The sequence below is a fragment of the Streptomyces sp. NPDC050534 genome, assembly GCF_044457745.1.
In the GTDB taxonomy this organism is placed as follows: domain Bacteria; phylum Actinomycetota; class Actinomycetes; order Streptomycetales; family Streptomycetaceae; genus Streptomyces.
The window spans coordinates 86,423-100,858 of the sequence record NZ_JBITHF010000013.1 but is presented as its reverse complement, the minus strand read 5'-3'; the positions used below and the strand labels follow the sequence as shown (position 1 = coordinate 100,858).

The following is a 14,436-nucleotide window of genomic DNA, read 5'->3' as shown; positions in this document are numbered from 1 at the left end:
CCCCAGACGACCTGCACCCGGTTCCACTCTACGGGGAGTCCCCTAGAGCGTCCGCAGCAAGACGCTCCCCGTCCCGGCCGGGTCCGAACCGTCCAGCTCCAGCAGCCACACCTCGTTCTCGCCCTCGCGCAGCACCGGGCCGGGCACGTACAGCGAGCGCTGCGGGCCGACGGACCAGTAGCGGCCCAGGTTGAACCCGTTGATCCAGACGAACCCACGGGTCCGGCCCGGCAGCTCGAGCCGTGCGTCGCCGGCGCCCCGCACCGTGACGGTGCCCCGGTACAGCCCCGGGCCCTCGTCCTCTGGAGGAGGCCCGAAGGGCACGTCCCCGATGTCGTCGAGCGCGTCCAGACGCAGTCCACGCGCGCGTACGTCGTGCAGATACTGCCGCTCGTGCAGCAGACCACCGGTGATGCCCTTGGGCTCGCCGCTGCGCGGCCCGTAATTGACCCGCCCCAGGGACTCCACCCACAGCTCCACGCGCGCGTGCCCGGCGACGGGCTCCTTGAGCTGCTCGTCCCCCTCGCCGAGCACACCGGCCCGCTCGCCGTCGACGTACACCACGGCCAGGTCCCGCAGGCCGCGTGCGATCAGCGGATACGGCTGCCGCGGGCCGGGCACCGTCACGGCGTACCGCACGAGACCCCGGTCCACGTCCAGTTCCTCGAAGGTGGGCGGCACGGGAGCCGGCTTCTCCGGGCCGCCCCGCGCCTCCAGCACGACGTCCAGGGGCGCCCAACCGGTCAGGCGCACCTCGGCGGGCGCGCCCAACGGCGCGGGCGGGGGCGGCGGTTCGGGCAGCGGGCTCTCGGCGTACTCGGCGAGGACCTCACGCATGCGCCAGAACTTCTCCGTCGGACGTCCCGCCTCGTCGATGGGGGCGTCGTAGTCGTACGACGTCACGTCGGGCTCCAGGGGACCCTCGTGCAGGTCGCCGCCGCCCCGGTTGGCGCCCGCCCAGCCGGCGAAGCTGGTGCCGCCGTGCGCCATGTACAGATTGACCGAGGCCCCGCACTCCAGGATCTCCCGCAGGGCGTCCGCGGCGTCCCGGACGTCCCGGGTGGTGTGCTCGCCGCCCCAGCGGTCGAACCAGCCGCACCAGAACTCCATGCACATCAGCGGCCCTTCGGGGCGGTGCCGGCGCAGCGCCTCGAACGCCTCGCGCGCGTGGGAGCCGAAGTTCACCGTGGCGAGCACACCGGGGATCGAACCGCCGGTCAGCATGTGGTCCTCCGGGCCGTCGGAGGTGACCAGCGGGACCGTGACGCCCTGCTCCCGCAGCAGGTCGGCGAGGCGGCGCAGATAGACGGCGTCCGAGCCGTAGCTGCCGTACTCGTTCTCGACCTGCACCATGATCACGGGGCCGCCGCGGTCGATCTGCCGGGGCACGATCTCGTGCAGCAGGTGACGGAACCAGCCCCGCACGTACCCCAGATACGTCTCGTCGCGGGTACGCACGCGCGTGCCCAGTTCGCCCGTCAGCCAGTGCGGCAGGCCGCCGTTCTCCCACTCGGCGCAGATGTACGGCCCCGGGCGCACGATCGCCCACAGCCCCGCCCGACGGGCCGCGTCCAGGAAGCGGCCGAGCGCCTGCACGTCCCGGTGCTCGCCCGGCCGCGGCTCGTGCAGGTTCCACGGGACGTACGTCTCCACGCAGTTGAGACCCATCGCCCGCAGCATCCTCAGCCTGTGCTCCCAGTGCGCCTCGTGCACCCGGAAGTAGTGAAGCGCGCCGGACAGCAGCCGCACCGGCCGCCCGTCCAGCAGGAAATCAGCGTCCCCCACCCCGAACTCGCTCATGCGCTCAACCCTCGCCCCTTTGCGGCCGTCCCGTCCATGGACAAAGATCACCGCTACTTGGACCGAAACACGGCCACGAGGAGGGCGGATGTACCACACCTGGATGCGGTTCTTCACGCCCGGACCGGCCCACCACCGGCTCGGCCTGGTCTGCCTCGGCGTCGGCCTGCAGTACGGTGCGCTGCCCACCGTCGGCCCCCGCACCCTCGACCACCACGTCGCCGTCGTCGTCAGCGCGGGCGGCGGCTGGTTCCTCGAACCCGACGGCCGCCGTACGGCCGTCACCGCGCCCGCGCTGCTGTGGCTCACCCCCGGAGTGCCGCACCACTACGGGGCCGGCCCCGACGGCGGATGGGACGAGGGCTTCGTCGTCTTCACCGGGCCCGCCGTCGCCCCGTACACCGAGCTCGGCTACATCGAGCCGGACCGCCCCGTCGTGCCGCTCTCGGACGCCTCGGGCCCGCGCGGCGTGATCGGCCGCATCGCGCGTGCCGCCCGCCAGGGCAACCCCCTGCTGGAGGCCGAGACCGGCGCCGCCGTCCACGAGCTCCTCGTCGCCCTGCGCCGCGCCCGGGCGGACCTCGCCCCCGACGGCGACCCCGTCCTCAAGGCCCTCGCCCGCGACGCCTGTCTGCCGATGTCGGTCGCCGAGCACGCCGCCCGGCACGGCATGACCCCGGCCGAACTGCGCACCGCCGTCCGCCGCGGCGCCGGATGCAGCCCCAAGGACTATCTGCTGGGCATCCGCCTCGGCCGCGCCAAGGAACTCCTCGCCGCCACCGAACTGCCCGTCGCCGCCGTCGCCCGCCGCGTCGGCTACGACGATCCGGCCTATTTCTCCCGCCTGTTCACCCGCCGCGTCGGCATGCCCCCGGTCCGCTTCCGCGCCCAGCAGTACCGCACCGTGCCCGGCGGCTGGAGCGACCGCGTGCCGGACCCCGACGACCCGCCGAGGATCGGCCCCTCGCCCGGCCCGCGGGGATGATCGCACCCGGGCCCGCCCCTTAGGGTGGACGCCCATGACCACCAGCAACACCGGCACGCAGGACGTCGACCCTGCCGTCCGCACGGAACTCGCCCGGCTGCGTGACAGCATCGACAACATCGACGCGGCCGTCATCCACATGCTCGCCGAGCGCTTCAAGGCCACCCAGCAGGTCGGCCACCTCAAGGCCGCGCACCGGCTGCCGCCCGCCGACCCGGCCCGTGAGTCGCGCCAGATCGCGCGCCTGCGCGCCCTCGCGGAGAGCGCCAAGCTGGATCCGGCGTTCGCTGAGAAGTTCCTGAATTTCATCATCGCGGAAGTGATCCGTCACCACGAGCGCATCGCCGAGGACACCGTGAACGGCTCCGCGCAGACGGCCAATTGACCTCGGCAGATGCCACAGGGGGCGTGACAGCACGGCCGGCAGGGGGCATGCTGCGCTGTGCACTCCTTGTCAGCTGACGAGCACGCCACGTCAGCACTCCGGTCATAAGCTGGTTGTCCACGCGGGAGGGACTCGGGCCATGCCGGATGCCAAGATCCTCATCGTCGACGACCACGAGGACACGCTGTACGCCCTGGAGAGCGCCCTGGCCCCGCTGGGCTACCTGCTGGCACGGGCCACGAACGGCGACGACGCCCTCAAGCAGGTGCTCCGCGGGCAGGTCGGCCTCCTGCTGCTCGACGTCCGCATGCCCGGCGTCAGCGGCCTGGACGTGGTCCGCTACATGCGCCGGGTGGAACAGACCCAGCACATACCGGTCATCCTGCTCACCGGCTTCGGCGTCGACCACCTCCTGACCTCCGCGGCCTTCGGACTCGGCGTCGCCGACCTCGTCATGAAGCCCATCGACCCCTGGGCACTGCGCACCAAGGTCCGCTACCTCTACGACGCCCACCGCCGCTTCCTCGACCTGGAGCAGGAGGTCCGCGAACTGCGCGCCCTGGTCAAGGATCACGCCGAGCCCGGCGGCCCCGTGTCCCGCGCGCCCGCCCTGTCCCACCCGGACGCCCATCTCCCCGTCCGGCGCACCGGCCGGGCGCACAACGGAAAGTTCGAAGGGGAGCGGACGTAGCGCGAGGGGGAACGGGCACGGGCCGCGTACCGATTTCCCCTGTGCCTTGTCAGTGGCATCAGGCAGCATTGCCTGCATGTCCGTACTGACGCGCAACGAAGCGCAGACCCGTGCCACGCTCCTCGACGTCCACCGCTACACGATCGATCTCGATCTGACCACCGGCGACGAGACCTTCGACTCCCGTACCGTCATCCGGTTCAGCGCGCACGCGGACGCCGACACCTTCGTGGAGCTCAAGCCGGCCGAACTGCGCTCGGCCACCCTCGACGGACAGCCCCTCGACCCCGAAACCCTGCACGAGAACCGCCTGCCGCTGAAGGGCCTCACCGCCGGCGAGCACGAGCTGCGCGTCGACGCGAGCATGCGCTACTCCCGCACCGGCGAGGGCATGCACCGCTTCACCGACCCCACCGACGGCGAGACCTACCTCTACACGCAGCTGTTCATGGAGGACGTGCAGCGCGTCTTCGCCGCCTTCGACCAGCCCGACCTCAAGTCCGTCTTCGAGCTGACGGTCAAGGCCCCCGAAGGCTCGAGCGTCCTCGCCAACGGCGTCACCGAAGACCTCGGCGACGGCCGCTGGCAGGCCGCCGCCACCCCGCTGATGTCGACCTACCTCGTCGCCGTCGCCGTCGGCCCCTGGCACTCCGTGCGCACCGAGCACCGCGGCCTGCCCTTCGGCCTCCACTGCCGCCGCTCGCTCGCCCCCCACCTGGACGCGGACGCCGACGAGCTCTTCGAGATCACCAGGCAGTGCTACGACCGCTACCACGAGAAGTTCCAGGAGCCGTACCCCTTCGACTCCTACGACCAGGCGTTCGTCCCCGAGTTCAACGCCGGCGCGATGGAGAACCCGGGCCTGGTCACCTTCCGCGACGAGTTCGTCTACCGCTCCGCGGTCACCGACGCCGAGCGGCAGACCCGCGCCATGGTCATCGCCCACGAGATGGCCCACATGTGGTTCGGCGACCTCGTCACCCTCCGGTGGTGGGACGACATCTGGCTGAACGAGTCCTTCGCCGAATACATGGGCTACCAGACCCTCACCGAGGCGACCCGCTTCACCGACACCTGGACCGACTTCGGTGTCGCCCGCAAGTCCTGGGGCTACGACGCCGACCAGCGCCCGTCCACCCACCCCGTAGCCCCGGAGAACGTCGAGGACACCGCCTCGGCCCTCCTCAACTTCGACGGCATCTCCTACGCCAAGGGCGCCTCCGCGCTCCGTCAGCTCGTGGCCTGGCTCGGCGAGAAGGACTTCCTCGCCGGCATCAACACCCACTTCGCGCGCCACAGGTTCGCCAACGCCACCCTCGCCGACTTCATCGACTCCCTCGCCTCCGCCACGGAGCGCGACGTGCACGCCTGGGCCGACGCCTGGCTGCGCACCACCGGGGTCGACACGCTCAGCCCGGTGGTGACGCGCGGCGACTCGGGCACGTCCACGCTCCAGGTCGAGCACGCCGGAAGCCGCCCGCACCGCATCGCCGTCGGCCTCTACGACCAGGACGTCTCCGACGAGGGCGGTCAGCTCACCCTGCGCGAGCGCGTCGACCTCGACATCCCGCAGACCGAGCCCCACTCGCTCGGCAAGCGCCCCGCCCTGCTGCTCCTGAACGACGGCGACCTCACGTACGCCAAGATCCGCTTCGACGGGGAGTCGTTCGAGGCGGTCCGCAGCAGCCTGTCCGGCCTGCCCGACCCGCTCACCCGCGCGGTCGTGTGGAACGCCCTGCGCGACGCCGTCCGCGACGGCCAGCTCCCGCCCACCGCCTACCTCGAGGCGGCCCGCACGCACCTGCCGCACGAGACGGACCTCGCCCTCGTGCAGGGCGTCCTGGCCTTCGCCTCGGCCCAGGTGACCGACCGCTACGTCACCCCCGACGAGCGTCCGGCGGCCCTGGCAACCCTCTCCGCCCTGTGCCGCGACCTGATCCGCCGCACCGAGGACGGCGACAACCCCGGCCTGCGGCTGATCGCCGTACGCCACTTCATCGCCGTGGCCGCGCAGCCCGACACCATCGCCGCCTGGCTCGCCGAAGGCACCGTCCCCGGCGGCCCCGAACTCGACCCCGACCTGCGCTGGCGCGTCCTTGCCCGCCTCGCCGTCCTCGGCGCGACCGACGAGGCCGCCATCGCCGCCGAACTGGACCGCGACCACTCCGCCACCGGCCAGGAGGGCGCCGCCCGCTGTCGCGCCTCCCTGCCCGACGAGCAGGCCAAGGCACGCGCCTGGGAGGCGATGTTCGGCGGCGACGAGCGCACCGACCTCTCCAACTACCTCTTCATCGCCACCGCCCAGGGCTTCTGGCAGCCCGAACAGGCCGATCTCGTCCGGGACTACGTGCCCCGCTACTTCGAGGACGCGGTAGCGGTGGCCGCCCGCCGGGGTCCCGCCATCGCCGACGCCGCCGGCCGCTGGGCCTTCCCGCTGCACGCCGTCGACCAGGAGACCCTCAGCCTCGGCGAGACCTGCCTGACGGACGCGAAGCCGATCCCGTCGCTGCGCCGGAAGCTGATGGATCAACTGGACGACCTGGCGAGGGCGTTGCGGGTGCGGCAGGAGTAGTCCAGCCCCTCCGGCGCTTGAGGACGGGGCCTGTTCAGGGCCGAAGCGGGGTTCTGGGGGCGGCGGCCCCCGGAAACCGGCGCCCGCCACGAACCCCCCGCTGAAGCGCCGCAGGGCATACCCACTTTCGGGTTCCGATCGTTGACTCTTCGGGCACGCGCACGCATCCGCGTTCAAGCTGGAACTCCTCAGCCCGCGCGCCCGGGAGGAACCCATGAGCACACCGAGCCTCGCCTCGGGCCCCGAAGGCCGCGACGCCCTGCGCCCCCTGCTCGACACCGTGCTCGACGCGCTGGAGGCGGGCGCGCACGCGCGCGGAGGCCCCTTGCCCGCCGGCGGGCCGGACGCCGTCACCGCACGGGTGCACGCCGCCGTCGGGGACGTACTGCCCCAGGACGGCGACCCCGACGCCCTGCGCGTCCTCGTGCGCGCCCTCGCGGAGGGCTCCGCCGACCCGGCCCACCCGCACTGCGCGGCCCATCTGCACTGCCCGCCCCTGGCCGTCGCCACCGCCGCCGACCTGGCCGCGAGCGTCCTCAACCCGTCCCTGGACTCCTGGGACCAGGCGCCGGCCGCCTCCGCGCTGGAAGCCCTCGTCACCCGCGCCCTGGCCCGGGAAGCGGGCGCCGCCGACGCCGTCGTGACCACCGGCGGCACGGAGTCCAACCACCTCGCGCTGCTGCTGGCCCGCGAGAGGCACGGCGCCGGCGTCCGCCTGGTCTGCGGCGAGAACGCGCACCACTCACTGCCCCGCGCCGCCTGGCTCCTCGGCCTGCCCGACCCGGTGGTCGTCCCCGCCCCCGCCGGCACCCTCGACCCCGCCGCCCTCGACGAGGCCCTGACCACCCTGCCCGGCCCCCACCTCGTCGCGGCCACCGCCGGCACCACCGACGCGGGCCTCGTCGACCCGCTCCCCGAGATCGCCGCGCTGTGCACCGCCCACCGCGCCCGGCTGCACATCGATGCCGCCTACGGCGGGGGCCTGCTGTTCAGCGACCGCCACCGCGAGCAGCTCACCGGTCTGGAACGCGCCCACTCCATCACCCTCGACCTGCACAAGCTCGGCTGGCAGCCGGTCGCCGCGGGACTCCTCGCGGTGCGCCACCCCCGCGACCTGGCCGCCCTGAAGCACCACGCCGACTACCTGAACGCCGACGACGACACCGCGGCCGGTCTTCCCGATCTCCTCGGCCGATCCCTGCGCACCACCCGCCGCCCCGACATCCTCAAGATCGCGGTCACCCTGAAGAGCCTCGGCCGCAGTGGTCTGGGCGCCCTCGTCGACCAGGTCTGCGGCCGCGCACGCGAGTTCGCGGACCTCGTCCAGAACCGTCCCGCGTTCGAGCTCCACGACCGGCCCGCCATCAGCACGGTCCTGTTCCGGCCCGCACACACCACCGACGACACCGTGGCCGCCGTACGCCGAAGCCTCCTCCACCAGGGCCGCGCCGTCCTCGGCCGGGCGCGCCTCGACGGCCGGCTCTGGCTCAAGGCCACCCTGCTCAACCCCGACACCCGCCCCGCCGACCTGGCCGCCCTCCTCACCCTCGTCGAGGAAGCCACCGAAACGGTCACCGAGGAAGCCGAAAAGGCCGCGGCACCCGCACCAGAAGCCGACGCACTCGTGGAAGGACCCACCCCCCGATGAGCACCACCCCCCACCCGCACCCTCCTCACCACGAGCCGGACGCCCCCCGCGACCTGGTCGGCATCGGCATCGGCCCCTTCAACCTCTCCCTCGCCGCCCTGGCCCAGCCACTCGCCGGACTCGACACCGTCTTCTACGACCAGCGCCCCTCCTTCGCCTGGCACCCGGGCCTGCTCATCGAGGGCTCCCGCGTCCAAGTCCCCTTCCTGGCCGACCTGGTGACCCTCGCCGACCCCGCCAGTCCGTGGTCCTTCCTCAGCCACCTCAAGGCCCGCGACCGGCTCTTCCCCTTCTACTTCGCCGAGCGCTTCCACATCGAGCGCGCCGAGTACGACGGCTACTGCCGCTGGGTCGCGGACAGCCTCCCCGGACTCCACTTCGGCCACCAGGTCGACGCCGTCCGCTGGAACCCCGAACGGGACGTCTTCGAGGTCGACTTCACCCAGCTCGACGCCGACGGGGAAGCAGAGGCACTCGGCCGCACGTACACCAGGAACGTCGTCCTCGGCATCGGCACCGAGCCCTACGTCCCCGAACCCCTCAAGCCCCTCGCCGAGGCGCCCGGCGTGCCCGTCGTGCACGCCGCCGACTACCTCGCCCACCGCGAGGCCCTGCTCCGTGCCGGGCACGTCACCGTCATCGGCTCGGGGCAGTCGGGCGCGGAGATCTTCCTCGACCTGCTCCGCGCCCGCCCCGCCGCCCGAGAGAAGCTCCACTGGCTCGGCCGTACCGACGCCTTCGCGCCCATGGAGTACTCCAAGCTGGGCCTCGAGCACTTCACGCCCGACTACACCCGCTACTTCCACGCCCTGCCCGAGGGGGTCCGCGACCGTCTCGTCGCCGGACAGTGGCAGCTCCACAAGGGCATCGACGCCGACACCGTCGCGGCCATCCACGACGAGCTCTACCACCGCACCCTGCACGGCGGCTGGCCCGACGTCGTCCTCACGCCCGGAGTCCGCGTCCGTACCGCGGGCCGTATCGCCACCACCAAGGTCGAACTCCACCTGGAGCACGTGCAGCAGGACACCCGCAGCCGGCTCACCACCGACGCCGTCGTCCTCGCCACCGGCTACCGCGAACGCCCGCTCGACCACCTCCTGGCCGGCCTCGAGCCCTATCTGCGCCGCGACAACCGCGAACGCCCGCGCGTGGACGGGCAGTTCCGCCTCACACTGGACCCCGCCGTCAGCGGCTCCGGCTGCCACATCTACGTCCAGAACGCCGAACGGCACAGCCATGGCGTCGGCGCGCCCGACCTCGGTCTCGCCGCCTGGCGCAGCGCCATGATCCTCAACTCCCTGACGGGCGAGGAGACTTACCGGCTCCCCACCCGGACGGCCTTCACCACCTTCGGACTCGACCAGTCCCAGCAGCCGCCGTGGATCCCGCAGGCGCGGCAGGCCCAGGTGCTCACCCCGCTCGCCGACGGAAGGTGACAGAGTGGGTCGTATGACCCTCCCCGCAGCGGACGACCCCCGCCCCGCCGTCCCGTACGGCACCCCTGACGCGCCCCGCATCGCCGTCCGAGGCGAGGCGCGTCTCGAGGTCGACCCCGAGATCGCCCGCATCGGCATCACGGTCGCCTCCCGCGGAAGGGACCGCCGCGCCGCCCTCGACGACCTCACCCGGCGCAACGCCGCCGCCCTGGACCTGGTCAAGTCCTACGGGGATGCGGTGGAGCACCTGGAGACGGGCGCCTTCTCCATCAGCCCGGAGCTCAGGGAGAAGGGCCGCGGCGAACGCGTCCACGCCTACCTCGGCCGGGTCCACCTGACCGCCGAGCTGACCGACTTCACCGCCCTCGGCGAACTCACCACCCGCCTCGCCGACCTGGAGCTGACGCGGGTGGACGGCCCCTGGTGGGCGCTGCGCCCCGACTCGCCGGCCCATCGTGAGGCCCGGCAGCAGGCGGTGAAGGAGGCGGTCCAGCGGGCCAGGGAGTACGCGGAGGCGCTCGGCACCTCGCTGGCGGCCCTGGTGGAGCTGGCCGACATCGGCGCCGAGGACGCCCAGCCCTACCCCCAGGCCCCCGGCCGTATGCGCTCCATGGCCTACGGCGGCGGCGCCGAGGACACCGCTCCGGCCCTCGACCTCGAACCCCAGCGCCAGAAGGTCCACGCCGCGGTCAACGCCCGATTCACCATGCATCCGCCGCGCATTTAGGCGGCGGATATGGCCGCGACCGGGAAAATGCTCATCAGAGCACCCCGCCGCACAATTCAATACTTGTCAACACCGCTTCACCCAAAGGTTGTTGAGTGGTCATGCCCGGCCAATTCTCTACCTGCCGGTAAGGTTTAGGCTCGATTTCATGCGCCGAGCAAAGATCGTCTGCACTCTGGGGCCCGCCACGGACTCGTACGACCAGATCAAAGCGCTGGTCGACGCCGGAATGGACGTGGCCCGGTTCAACCTCAGCCACGGCGGTCACGCCGAGCACGAGGAGCGATACCGGCGGGTGCGCAAGGCCGCCGACGAGACCGGCCGCAGCGTCGGGCTTCTCGCCGATCTTCAAGGCCCGAAGATTCGGCTCGGCAGCTTCGCCGAGGGCCCCGTACTCCTTGAACGCGGTGACACCTTCACCATCACGGTCGAAGAGGGCGCGAAGGGGGACGGGCAGACCTGCGGCACCACGTATCCCGGGCTCGCCGCCGACGTCACTCCCGGTGAACGCATCCTGGTCGACGACGGCAAGGTCTGCCTGGAGGTCACCTCGGTGGACGGCCCCCGCGTCCGGACCACCGTCGTCGAGGGCGGCATGGTCTCCGACCACAAGGGCCTGAACCTGCCCGGCGTCGCGGTCTCCGTCCCGGCGCTCTCCGCGAAGGACGAGGCCGACCTGCGCTGGGCGCTGCGCACCGGCTTCGACGTCATCGCGCTCTCCTTCGTCCGCAGCGGCCGCGACATCGAGGACGTCCACCGCATCATGGCCGAGGAGGGCCGCCGCCTCCCCGTCATCGCCAAGGTGGAGAAGCCGCAGGCGGTCGACGCGATCGACGACATCGTCGCCGCCTTCGACGGGATCATGGTGGCCCGCGGGGACCTGGGCGTGGAGATGCCGCTGGAGCAGGTCCCGATCGTCCAGAAGCGCGCGATCAAGCTGGCGAGGCGCAACGCCAAGCCGGTGATCGTGGCGACCCAGATGCTCGACTCGATGATCGACAACGCACGGCCGACGCGCGCCGAGGCGAGCGACGTGGCGAACGCCGTCATCGACGGCACGGACGCGGTGATGCTGTCCGGCGAGACGAGCGTCGGCAAGTACCCCGTCGAGACGGTCCGGACGATGGCGAAGATCGTCGAGGCGGCGGAGGAGGACCTGCTCGCCAAGGGCCTGCCGCCGCTGACCGAACACAACAAGCCCCGCACCCAGGGCGGCGCGGTGGCCCGTGCGGCGGCTGAGATGGGCGACTTCCTCGGGGCGAGGTTCCTGGTGGCGTTCACGCAGTCCGGCGACACCGTCCGCCGGCTGTCCCGCTACCGCTCGCCGATCCCGCTGCTCGCCTTCACGTCCGAGGCGGCCACGCGCTCGCAGCTCAGCCTGACGTGGGGAGCGGAGACGTTCCTCGGCCCGCCCGTGGATTCCACGGACGCGATGGTCGACCAGGTGGACGATCAGCTGCTGAGGTACGGCCGCTGCGAGAAGGGCGACATCGTGGTCATCACCGCGGGCTCGCCGCCCGGGGTGCCCGGCTCGACGAACATGGTCCGGGTGCACCACGTCGGCGAGGACGACAGTCCCAAGTGACCATGTGCAGCAAAATGCGGATGTTCACGAGAACGTGGACATCCGCTGATGGGTGCCGGGTATGGGATTCGAACCCACACGTCCTTTCGGACAGAGGTGTTTGAGACCTCCGCGTCAACCAGTTGCGCCAACCCGGCCGGACAACCCGAGAGGAGTGTACCGGGTCACCGGATGGAGCTGCAGCTAGGTAGTCTCTTGGACAGCAGTACCCCTGCCCCTGAACGAGGAGCTTCAGTGACCGCCCCCGAGTCGCCCCAGCCCGTGGACACGCCCGACGAGGACAAGTCGCACGTGCCTCCGATGACGACCCGTGTCGTCATCGCGGAGGACGAGGCCCTGATTCGGCTCGACCTCAAAGAGATGCTCGAGGAAGAGGGCTATTCCGTCGTCGGCGAGGCCGGTGACGGCGAGCAGGCCATCGAGCTCGCCCGTGAGCACAAGCCGGACCTCGTCATCCTCGACGTCAAGATGCCCAAGCTGGACGGCATCTCGGCGGCCGAGAAGATCGCCGAGGAGAGCATCGCCCCGGTGCTGATGCTCACCGCCTTCTCCCAGCGCGACCTCGTCGAGCGCGCCCGGGACGCCGGCGCGATGGCGTACCTGGTGAAGCCGTTCAGCAAGAGCGACGTCGTACCGGCGATCGAGATGGCCGTCTCCCGCTTCACCGAGCTGAAGGAACTGGAGAAGGAGGTCGCCGACCTCACGCTGCGCCTGGAGACCCGCAAGCTGGTCGATCGCGCGAAGTCGATCCTCCAGACCGAGTACGGCCTGAGCGAGCCGGCCGCCTTCCGCTGGATCCAGAAGACCTCCATGGACCGCCGCATGTCGATGCAGCAGGTCGCCGAGGCGGTCATCCAGGACGCCGACGAGAAGAAGGCGTCCAAGGGCTGACCCCCCCCTCGCGCACACGCCACGAGGCCCGCGTCCCCCGGTCGTCCGGGGAGCGCGGGCCTCGTCGTGCCGGCGGGAGGAGCTCAGTCCTCGCCGAGGTACGCCTTGCGCACCGACTCGTCGCTCAGCAGGTCCTGGCCGGTGCCGGACAGGACGATGTTGCCGACCTCCATCACGTGGCCGTGGTCGGCCAGCGACAGCGCCGCCTGGGCGTTCTGCTCGACGAGCAGAATGGTCGTCCCCTGCGACTTGAGCTCGGCGATGGTCGACATGATCTTCTGCATCATGATCGGCGACAGACCCATGGAGGGCTCGTCGAGCATCAGCAGCTTGGGCTGGGACATGAGGGCGCGGCCCATGGCGAGCATCTGCTGCTCACCGCCGGACAGGGTGCCCGCGGCCTGCTTGCGGCGCTCTCCCAGGATCGGGAAGAGGTCGTAGGCCCGCTGGATGTCCTTCTCGATGCCCGCCCTGTCGTTGCGCAGGAAGGCGCCGAGGCGCAGGTTGTCCTCGATCGTCATCCTGGGGAAGATGTGCCGCCCCTCGGGGGAGTGGGCGAGCCCCAGGGAGACGATCTGGTGGGCGGGGGTCTTCTTCAGCGACTTGCCGTTGAACTTGATCTGGCCGCCGACCGCCTTGAGCAGACCCGACAGGGTGCGCAGCGTGGTGGTCTTGCCGGCGCCGTTGGTCCCGATGAGGGTGACGACCTCGCCCGCCTCCACCTTGAACGAGATGCCCTTGACGGCCTCGATCTTGCCGTAGGCGACGCGGAGGTCCTCGACCTCGAGCAGTGCGGTCATCGGTCGGTCTCCTTGCCGGGCGCGGCGTCCGTCGGGGTGTCGGCCTGGGCCTCGGCGGTTTCGACCCGGGCGGTCTCCTGGTCGCCGGGAGTGTCCTCGAACGGCTCTCCGAGGTAGGCGGCGATGACGCGCTCGTCGCCCTGGACGGTGGCGCTGTCGCCCTCGACGAGCTTCTCGCCCTGGACCAGTACGGCGACCCGGTCGCAGAGGTTGAAGATGAACCGCATGTCGTGCTCGATGACGAGGACGGCGATGCCCCGGTCGCGGATCGCGAAGACCAGCTCCTCGGTGGCCCTGGTCTCCTGCGGGTTCATGCCGGCGGTCGGCTCGTCGAGCAGCAGCAGACCCGGCTCGCTGGCCAGGGCCCGGGCGATCTCCAGCTTGCGCTGTTCGCCGTAGGGCAGGTTGCGCGAGAGGTGGTCGGCCTTGGCCGCGAGGCCCACGAACTCCAGGAGCTCCATGGCGCGTGCGCGCGAGGTGGCCTCGGCCCGGTGGAAGCCCGGCATGCGCAGCACCGCGGACCAGAAGCCCTCCTTGGTGCGGGTGTGGCGGCCGACGAGGACGTTCTCCAGGACCGTCATGTTGGCGAACAGACGGATGTTCTGGAAGGTCCGCGCGATACCGGCGGCGGTCACCTTGAAGGACTTGGCCGGCAGGACGCTGTCCTTGTAGCGGACTTCGCCCTCGGTGGGGATGTAGAGGCCGGTGAGGCAGTTGAAGAAGGTCGTCTTTCCGGCGCCGTTGGGGCCGATGAGACCGACGATCTCGCCGCTGTTGACGGTGAGGTCGACGTTGCGCACGGCGGTCAGGCCGCCGAAGCGCATGGTCACGCCGCGGGCGTCGAGTACGACCTGTCCGGGGGCGGTGGCGCCCGGGGTGGCGCCCTGGGTGGAGGTGTCGGTGGTCATGTGTG

At 71.5% G+C, this 14,436-nt stretch carries 12 protein-coding genes and 1 tRNA gene; 9 read left to right on the top strand and 4 right to left on the bottom strand.

What is annotated here, in order from left to right:
* Positions 1 to 42 precede the first annotated feature (42 nt).
* Positions 43 to 1,800, bottom strand: a complete 1,758-nt coding sequence (locus ACIBN2_RS35835) for a beta-galactosidase family protein (protein WP_399140803.1) — start codon at positions 1,798 to 1,800, stop codon at positions 43 to 45.
* Between the two features lie 88 nt (positions 1,801 to 1,888).
* On the opposite strand from ACIBN2_RS35835, the gene ACIBN2_RS35830 reads away from it, so the two are divergent.
* From ACIBN2_RS35830 to pyk, 8 genes are all read left to right on the top strand, one after another.
* Positions 1,889 to 2,785, top strand: coding sequence for a helix-turn-helix domain-containing protein (locus tag ACIBN2_RS35830; RefSeq protein ID WP_399140802.1), 897 nt, complete (start codon positions 1,889 to 1,891; stop codon positions 2,783 to 2,785).
* 34 nt (positions 2,786 to 2,819) lie between these two features.
* Complete coding sequence (locus ACIBN2_RS35825; protein ID WP_399140800.1) at positions 2,820 to 3,170, top strand: chorismate mutase; 351 nt, start codon at positions 2,820 to 2,822, stop codon at positions 3,168 to 3,170.
* Between the two features lie 139 nt (positions 3,171 to 3,309).
* A complete protein-coding gene (locus tag ACIBN2_RS35820) occupies positions 3,310 to 3,861 on the top strand; it encodes a two-component system response regulator (protein WP_399140799.1) in 552 nt (183 codons plus the stop codon).
* A 76-nt stretch (positions 3,862 to 3,937) separates the two neighbouring features.
* A complete protein-coding gene (gene pepN / locus ACIBN2_RS35815) occupies positions 3,938 to 6,433 on the top strand; it encodes an aminopeptidase N (protein WP_399140797.1) in 2,496 nt (831 codons plus the stop codon).
* 214 nt (positions 6,434 to 6,647) lie between these two features.
* A complete protein-coding gene (locus tag ACIBN2_RS35810) occupies positions 6,648 to 8,081 on the top strand; it encodes a pyridoxal phosphate-dependent decarboxylase family protein (RefSeq protein WP_399140795.1) in 1,434 nt (477 codons plus the stop codon).
* Positions 8,078 to 9,520: a lysine N(6)-hydroxylase/L-ornithine N(5)-oxygenase family protein gene (locus tag ACIBN2_RS35805; protein ID WP_399140794.1), complete on the top strand. Its 1,443-nt coding sequence runs from the start codon at positions 8,078 to 8,080 to the stop codon at positions 9,518 to 9,520. Before ACIBN2_RS35810 ends, ACIBN2_RS35805 begins: the two co-directional genes overlap by 4 nt.
* 13 nt (positions 9,521 to 9,533) lie before the next feature.
* Positions 9,534 to 10,247 (top strand): SIMPL domain-containing protein, encoded by a 714-nt coding sequence (locus tag ACIBN2_RS35800; RefSeq protein ID WP_399140792.1) that lies wholly within the window; start codon positions 9,534 to 9,536, stop codon positions 10,245 to 10,247.
* Positions 10,248 to 10,395: 148 nt separating this feature from the next.
* On the top strand, positions 10,396 to 11,832 hold the full coding sequence (gene pyk, locus ACIBN2_RS35795) for a pyruvate kinase (protein ID WP_399140790.1): 1,437 nt from the start codon (positions 10,396 to 10,398) through the stop codon (positions 11,830 to 11,832).
* Positions 11,833 to 11,885: 53 nt separating this feature from the next.
* Here pyk and ACIBN2_RS35790 read toward each other — a convergent pair.
* Positions 11,886 to 11,969 (bottom strand) — tRNA-Leu (locus ACIBN2_RS35790).
* A gap of 97 nt (positions 11,970 to 12,066) precedes the next feature.
* Here ACIBN2_RS35790 and ACIBN2_RS35785 point away from each other — a divergent pair.
* On the top strand, positions 12,067 to 12,723 hold the full coding sequence (locus ACIBN2_RS35785; RefSeq protein ID WP_399140788.1) for an ANTAR domain-containing response regulator: 657 nt from the start codon (positions 12,067 to 12,069) through the stop codon (positions 12,721 to 12,723).
* Positions 12,724 to 12,806: 83 nt separating this feature from the next.
* Here ACIBN2_RS35785 and ACIBN2_RS35780 read toward each other — a convergent pair whose 3' ends face one another.
* Together ACIBN2_RS35780 and ACIBN2_RS35775 are read right to left on the bottom strand one after the other, a co-directional pair.
* Complete coding sequence (locus ACIBN2_RS35780) at positions 12,807 to 13,523, bottom strand: ABC transporter ATP-binding protein (RefSeq protein WP_393869519.1); 717 nt, start codon at positions 13,521 to 13,523, stop codon at positions 12,807 to 12,809.
* Positions 13,520 to 14,431, bottom strand: coding sequence for an ABC transporter ATP-binding protein (locus tag ACIBN2_RS35775; protein WP_399140786.1), 912 nt, complete (start codon positions 14,429 to 14,431; stop codon positions 13,520 to 13,522). Before ACIBN2_RS35775 ends, ACIBN2_RS35780 begins: the two co-directional genes overlap by 4 nt.
* Between the last annotated feature and the right edge of the window lie 5 nt (positions 14,432 to 14,436).

Excerpts from the sequence above, each read along its gene's own strand:
- ACIBN2_RS35825 (WP_399140800.1), top strand. The coding sequence starts at position 2,820 with ATGACCACCAGCAACACCGGCACGCAGGACGTCGACCCTGCCGTCCGC.
- pepN (WP_399140797.1), top strand. The coding sequence starts at position 3,938 with ATGTCCGTACTGACGCGCAACGAAGCGCAGACCCGTGCCACGCTCCTC.
- ACIBN2_RS35820 (WP_399140799.1), top strand. The coding sequence starts at position 3,310 with ATGCCGGATGCCAAGATCCTCATCGTCGACGACCACGAGGACACGCTG.
- ACIBN2_RS35835 (WP_399140803.1), bottom strand. The coding sequence starts at position 1,800 with ATGAGCGAGTTCGGGGTGGGGGACGCTGATTTCCTGCTGGACGGGCGG.
- ACIBN2_RS35775 (WP_399140786.1), bottom strand. The coding sequence starts at position 14,431 with ATGACCACCGACACCTCCACCCAGGGCGCCACCCCGGGCGCCACCGCC.
- pyk (WP_399140790.1), top strand. The coding sequence starts at position 10,396 with ATGCGCCGAGCAAAGATCGTCTGCACTCTGGGGCCCGCCACGGACTCG.
- ACIBN2_RS35780 (WP_393869519.1), bottom strand. The coding sequence starts at position 13,523 with ATGACCGCACTGCTCGAGGTCGAGGACCTCCGCGTCGCCTACGGCAAG.
- ACIBN2_RS35810 (WP_399140795.1), top strand. The coding sequence starts at position 6,648 with ATGAGCACACCGAGCCTCGCCTCGGGCCCCGAAGGCCGCGACGCCCTG.
- ACIBN2_RS35830 (WP_399140802.1), top strand. The coding sequence starts at position 1,889 with ATGTACCACACCTGGATGCGGTTCTTCACGCCCGGACCGGCCCACCAC.
- ACIBN2_RS35800 (WP_399140792.1), top strand. The coding sequence starts at position 9,534 with ATGACCCTCCCCGCAGCGGACGACCCCCGCCCCGCCGTCCCGTACGGC.
- ACIBN2_RS35805 (WP_399140794.1), top strand. The coding sequence starts at position 8,078 with ATGAGCACCACCCCCCACCCGCACCCTCCTCACCACGAGCCGGACGCC.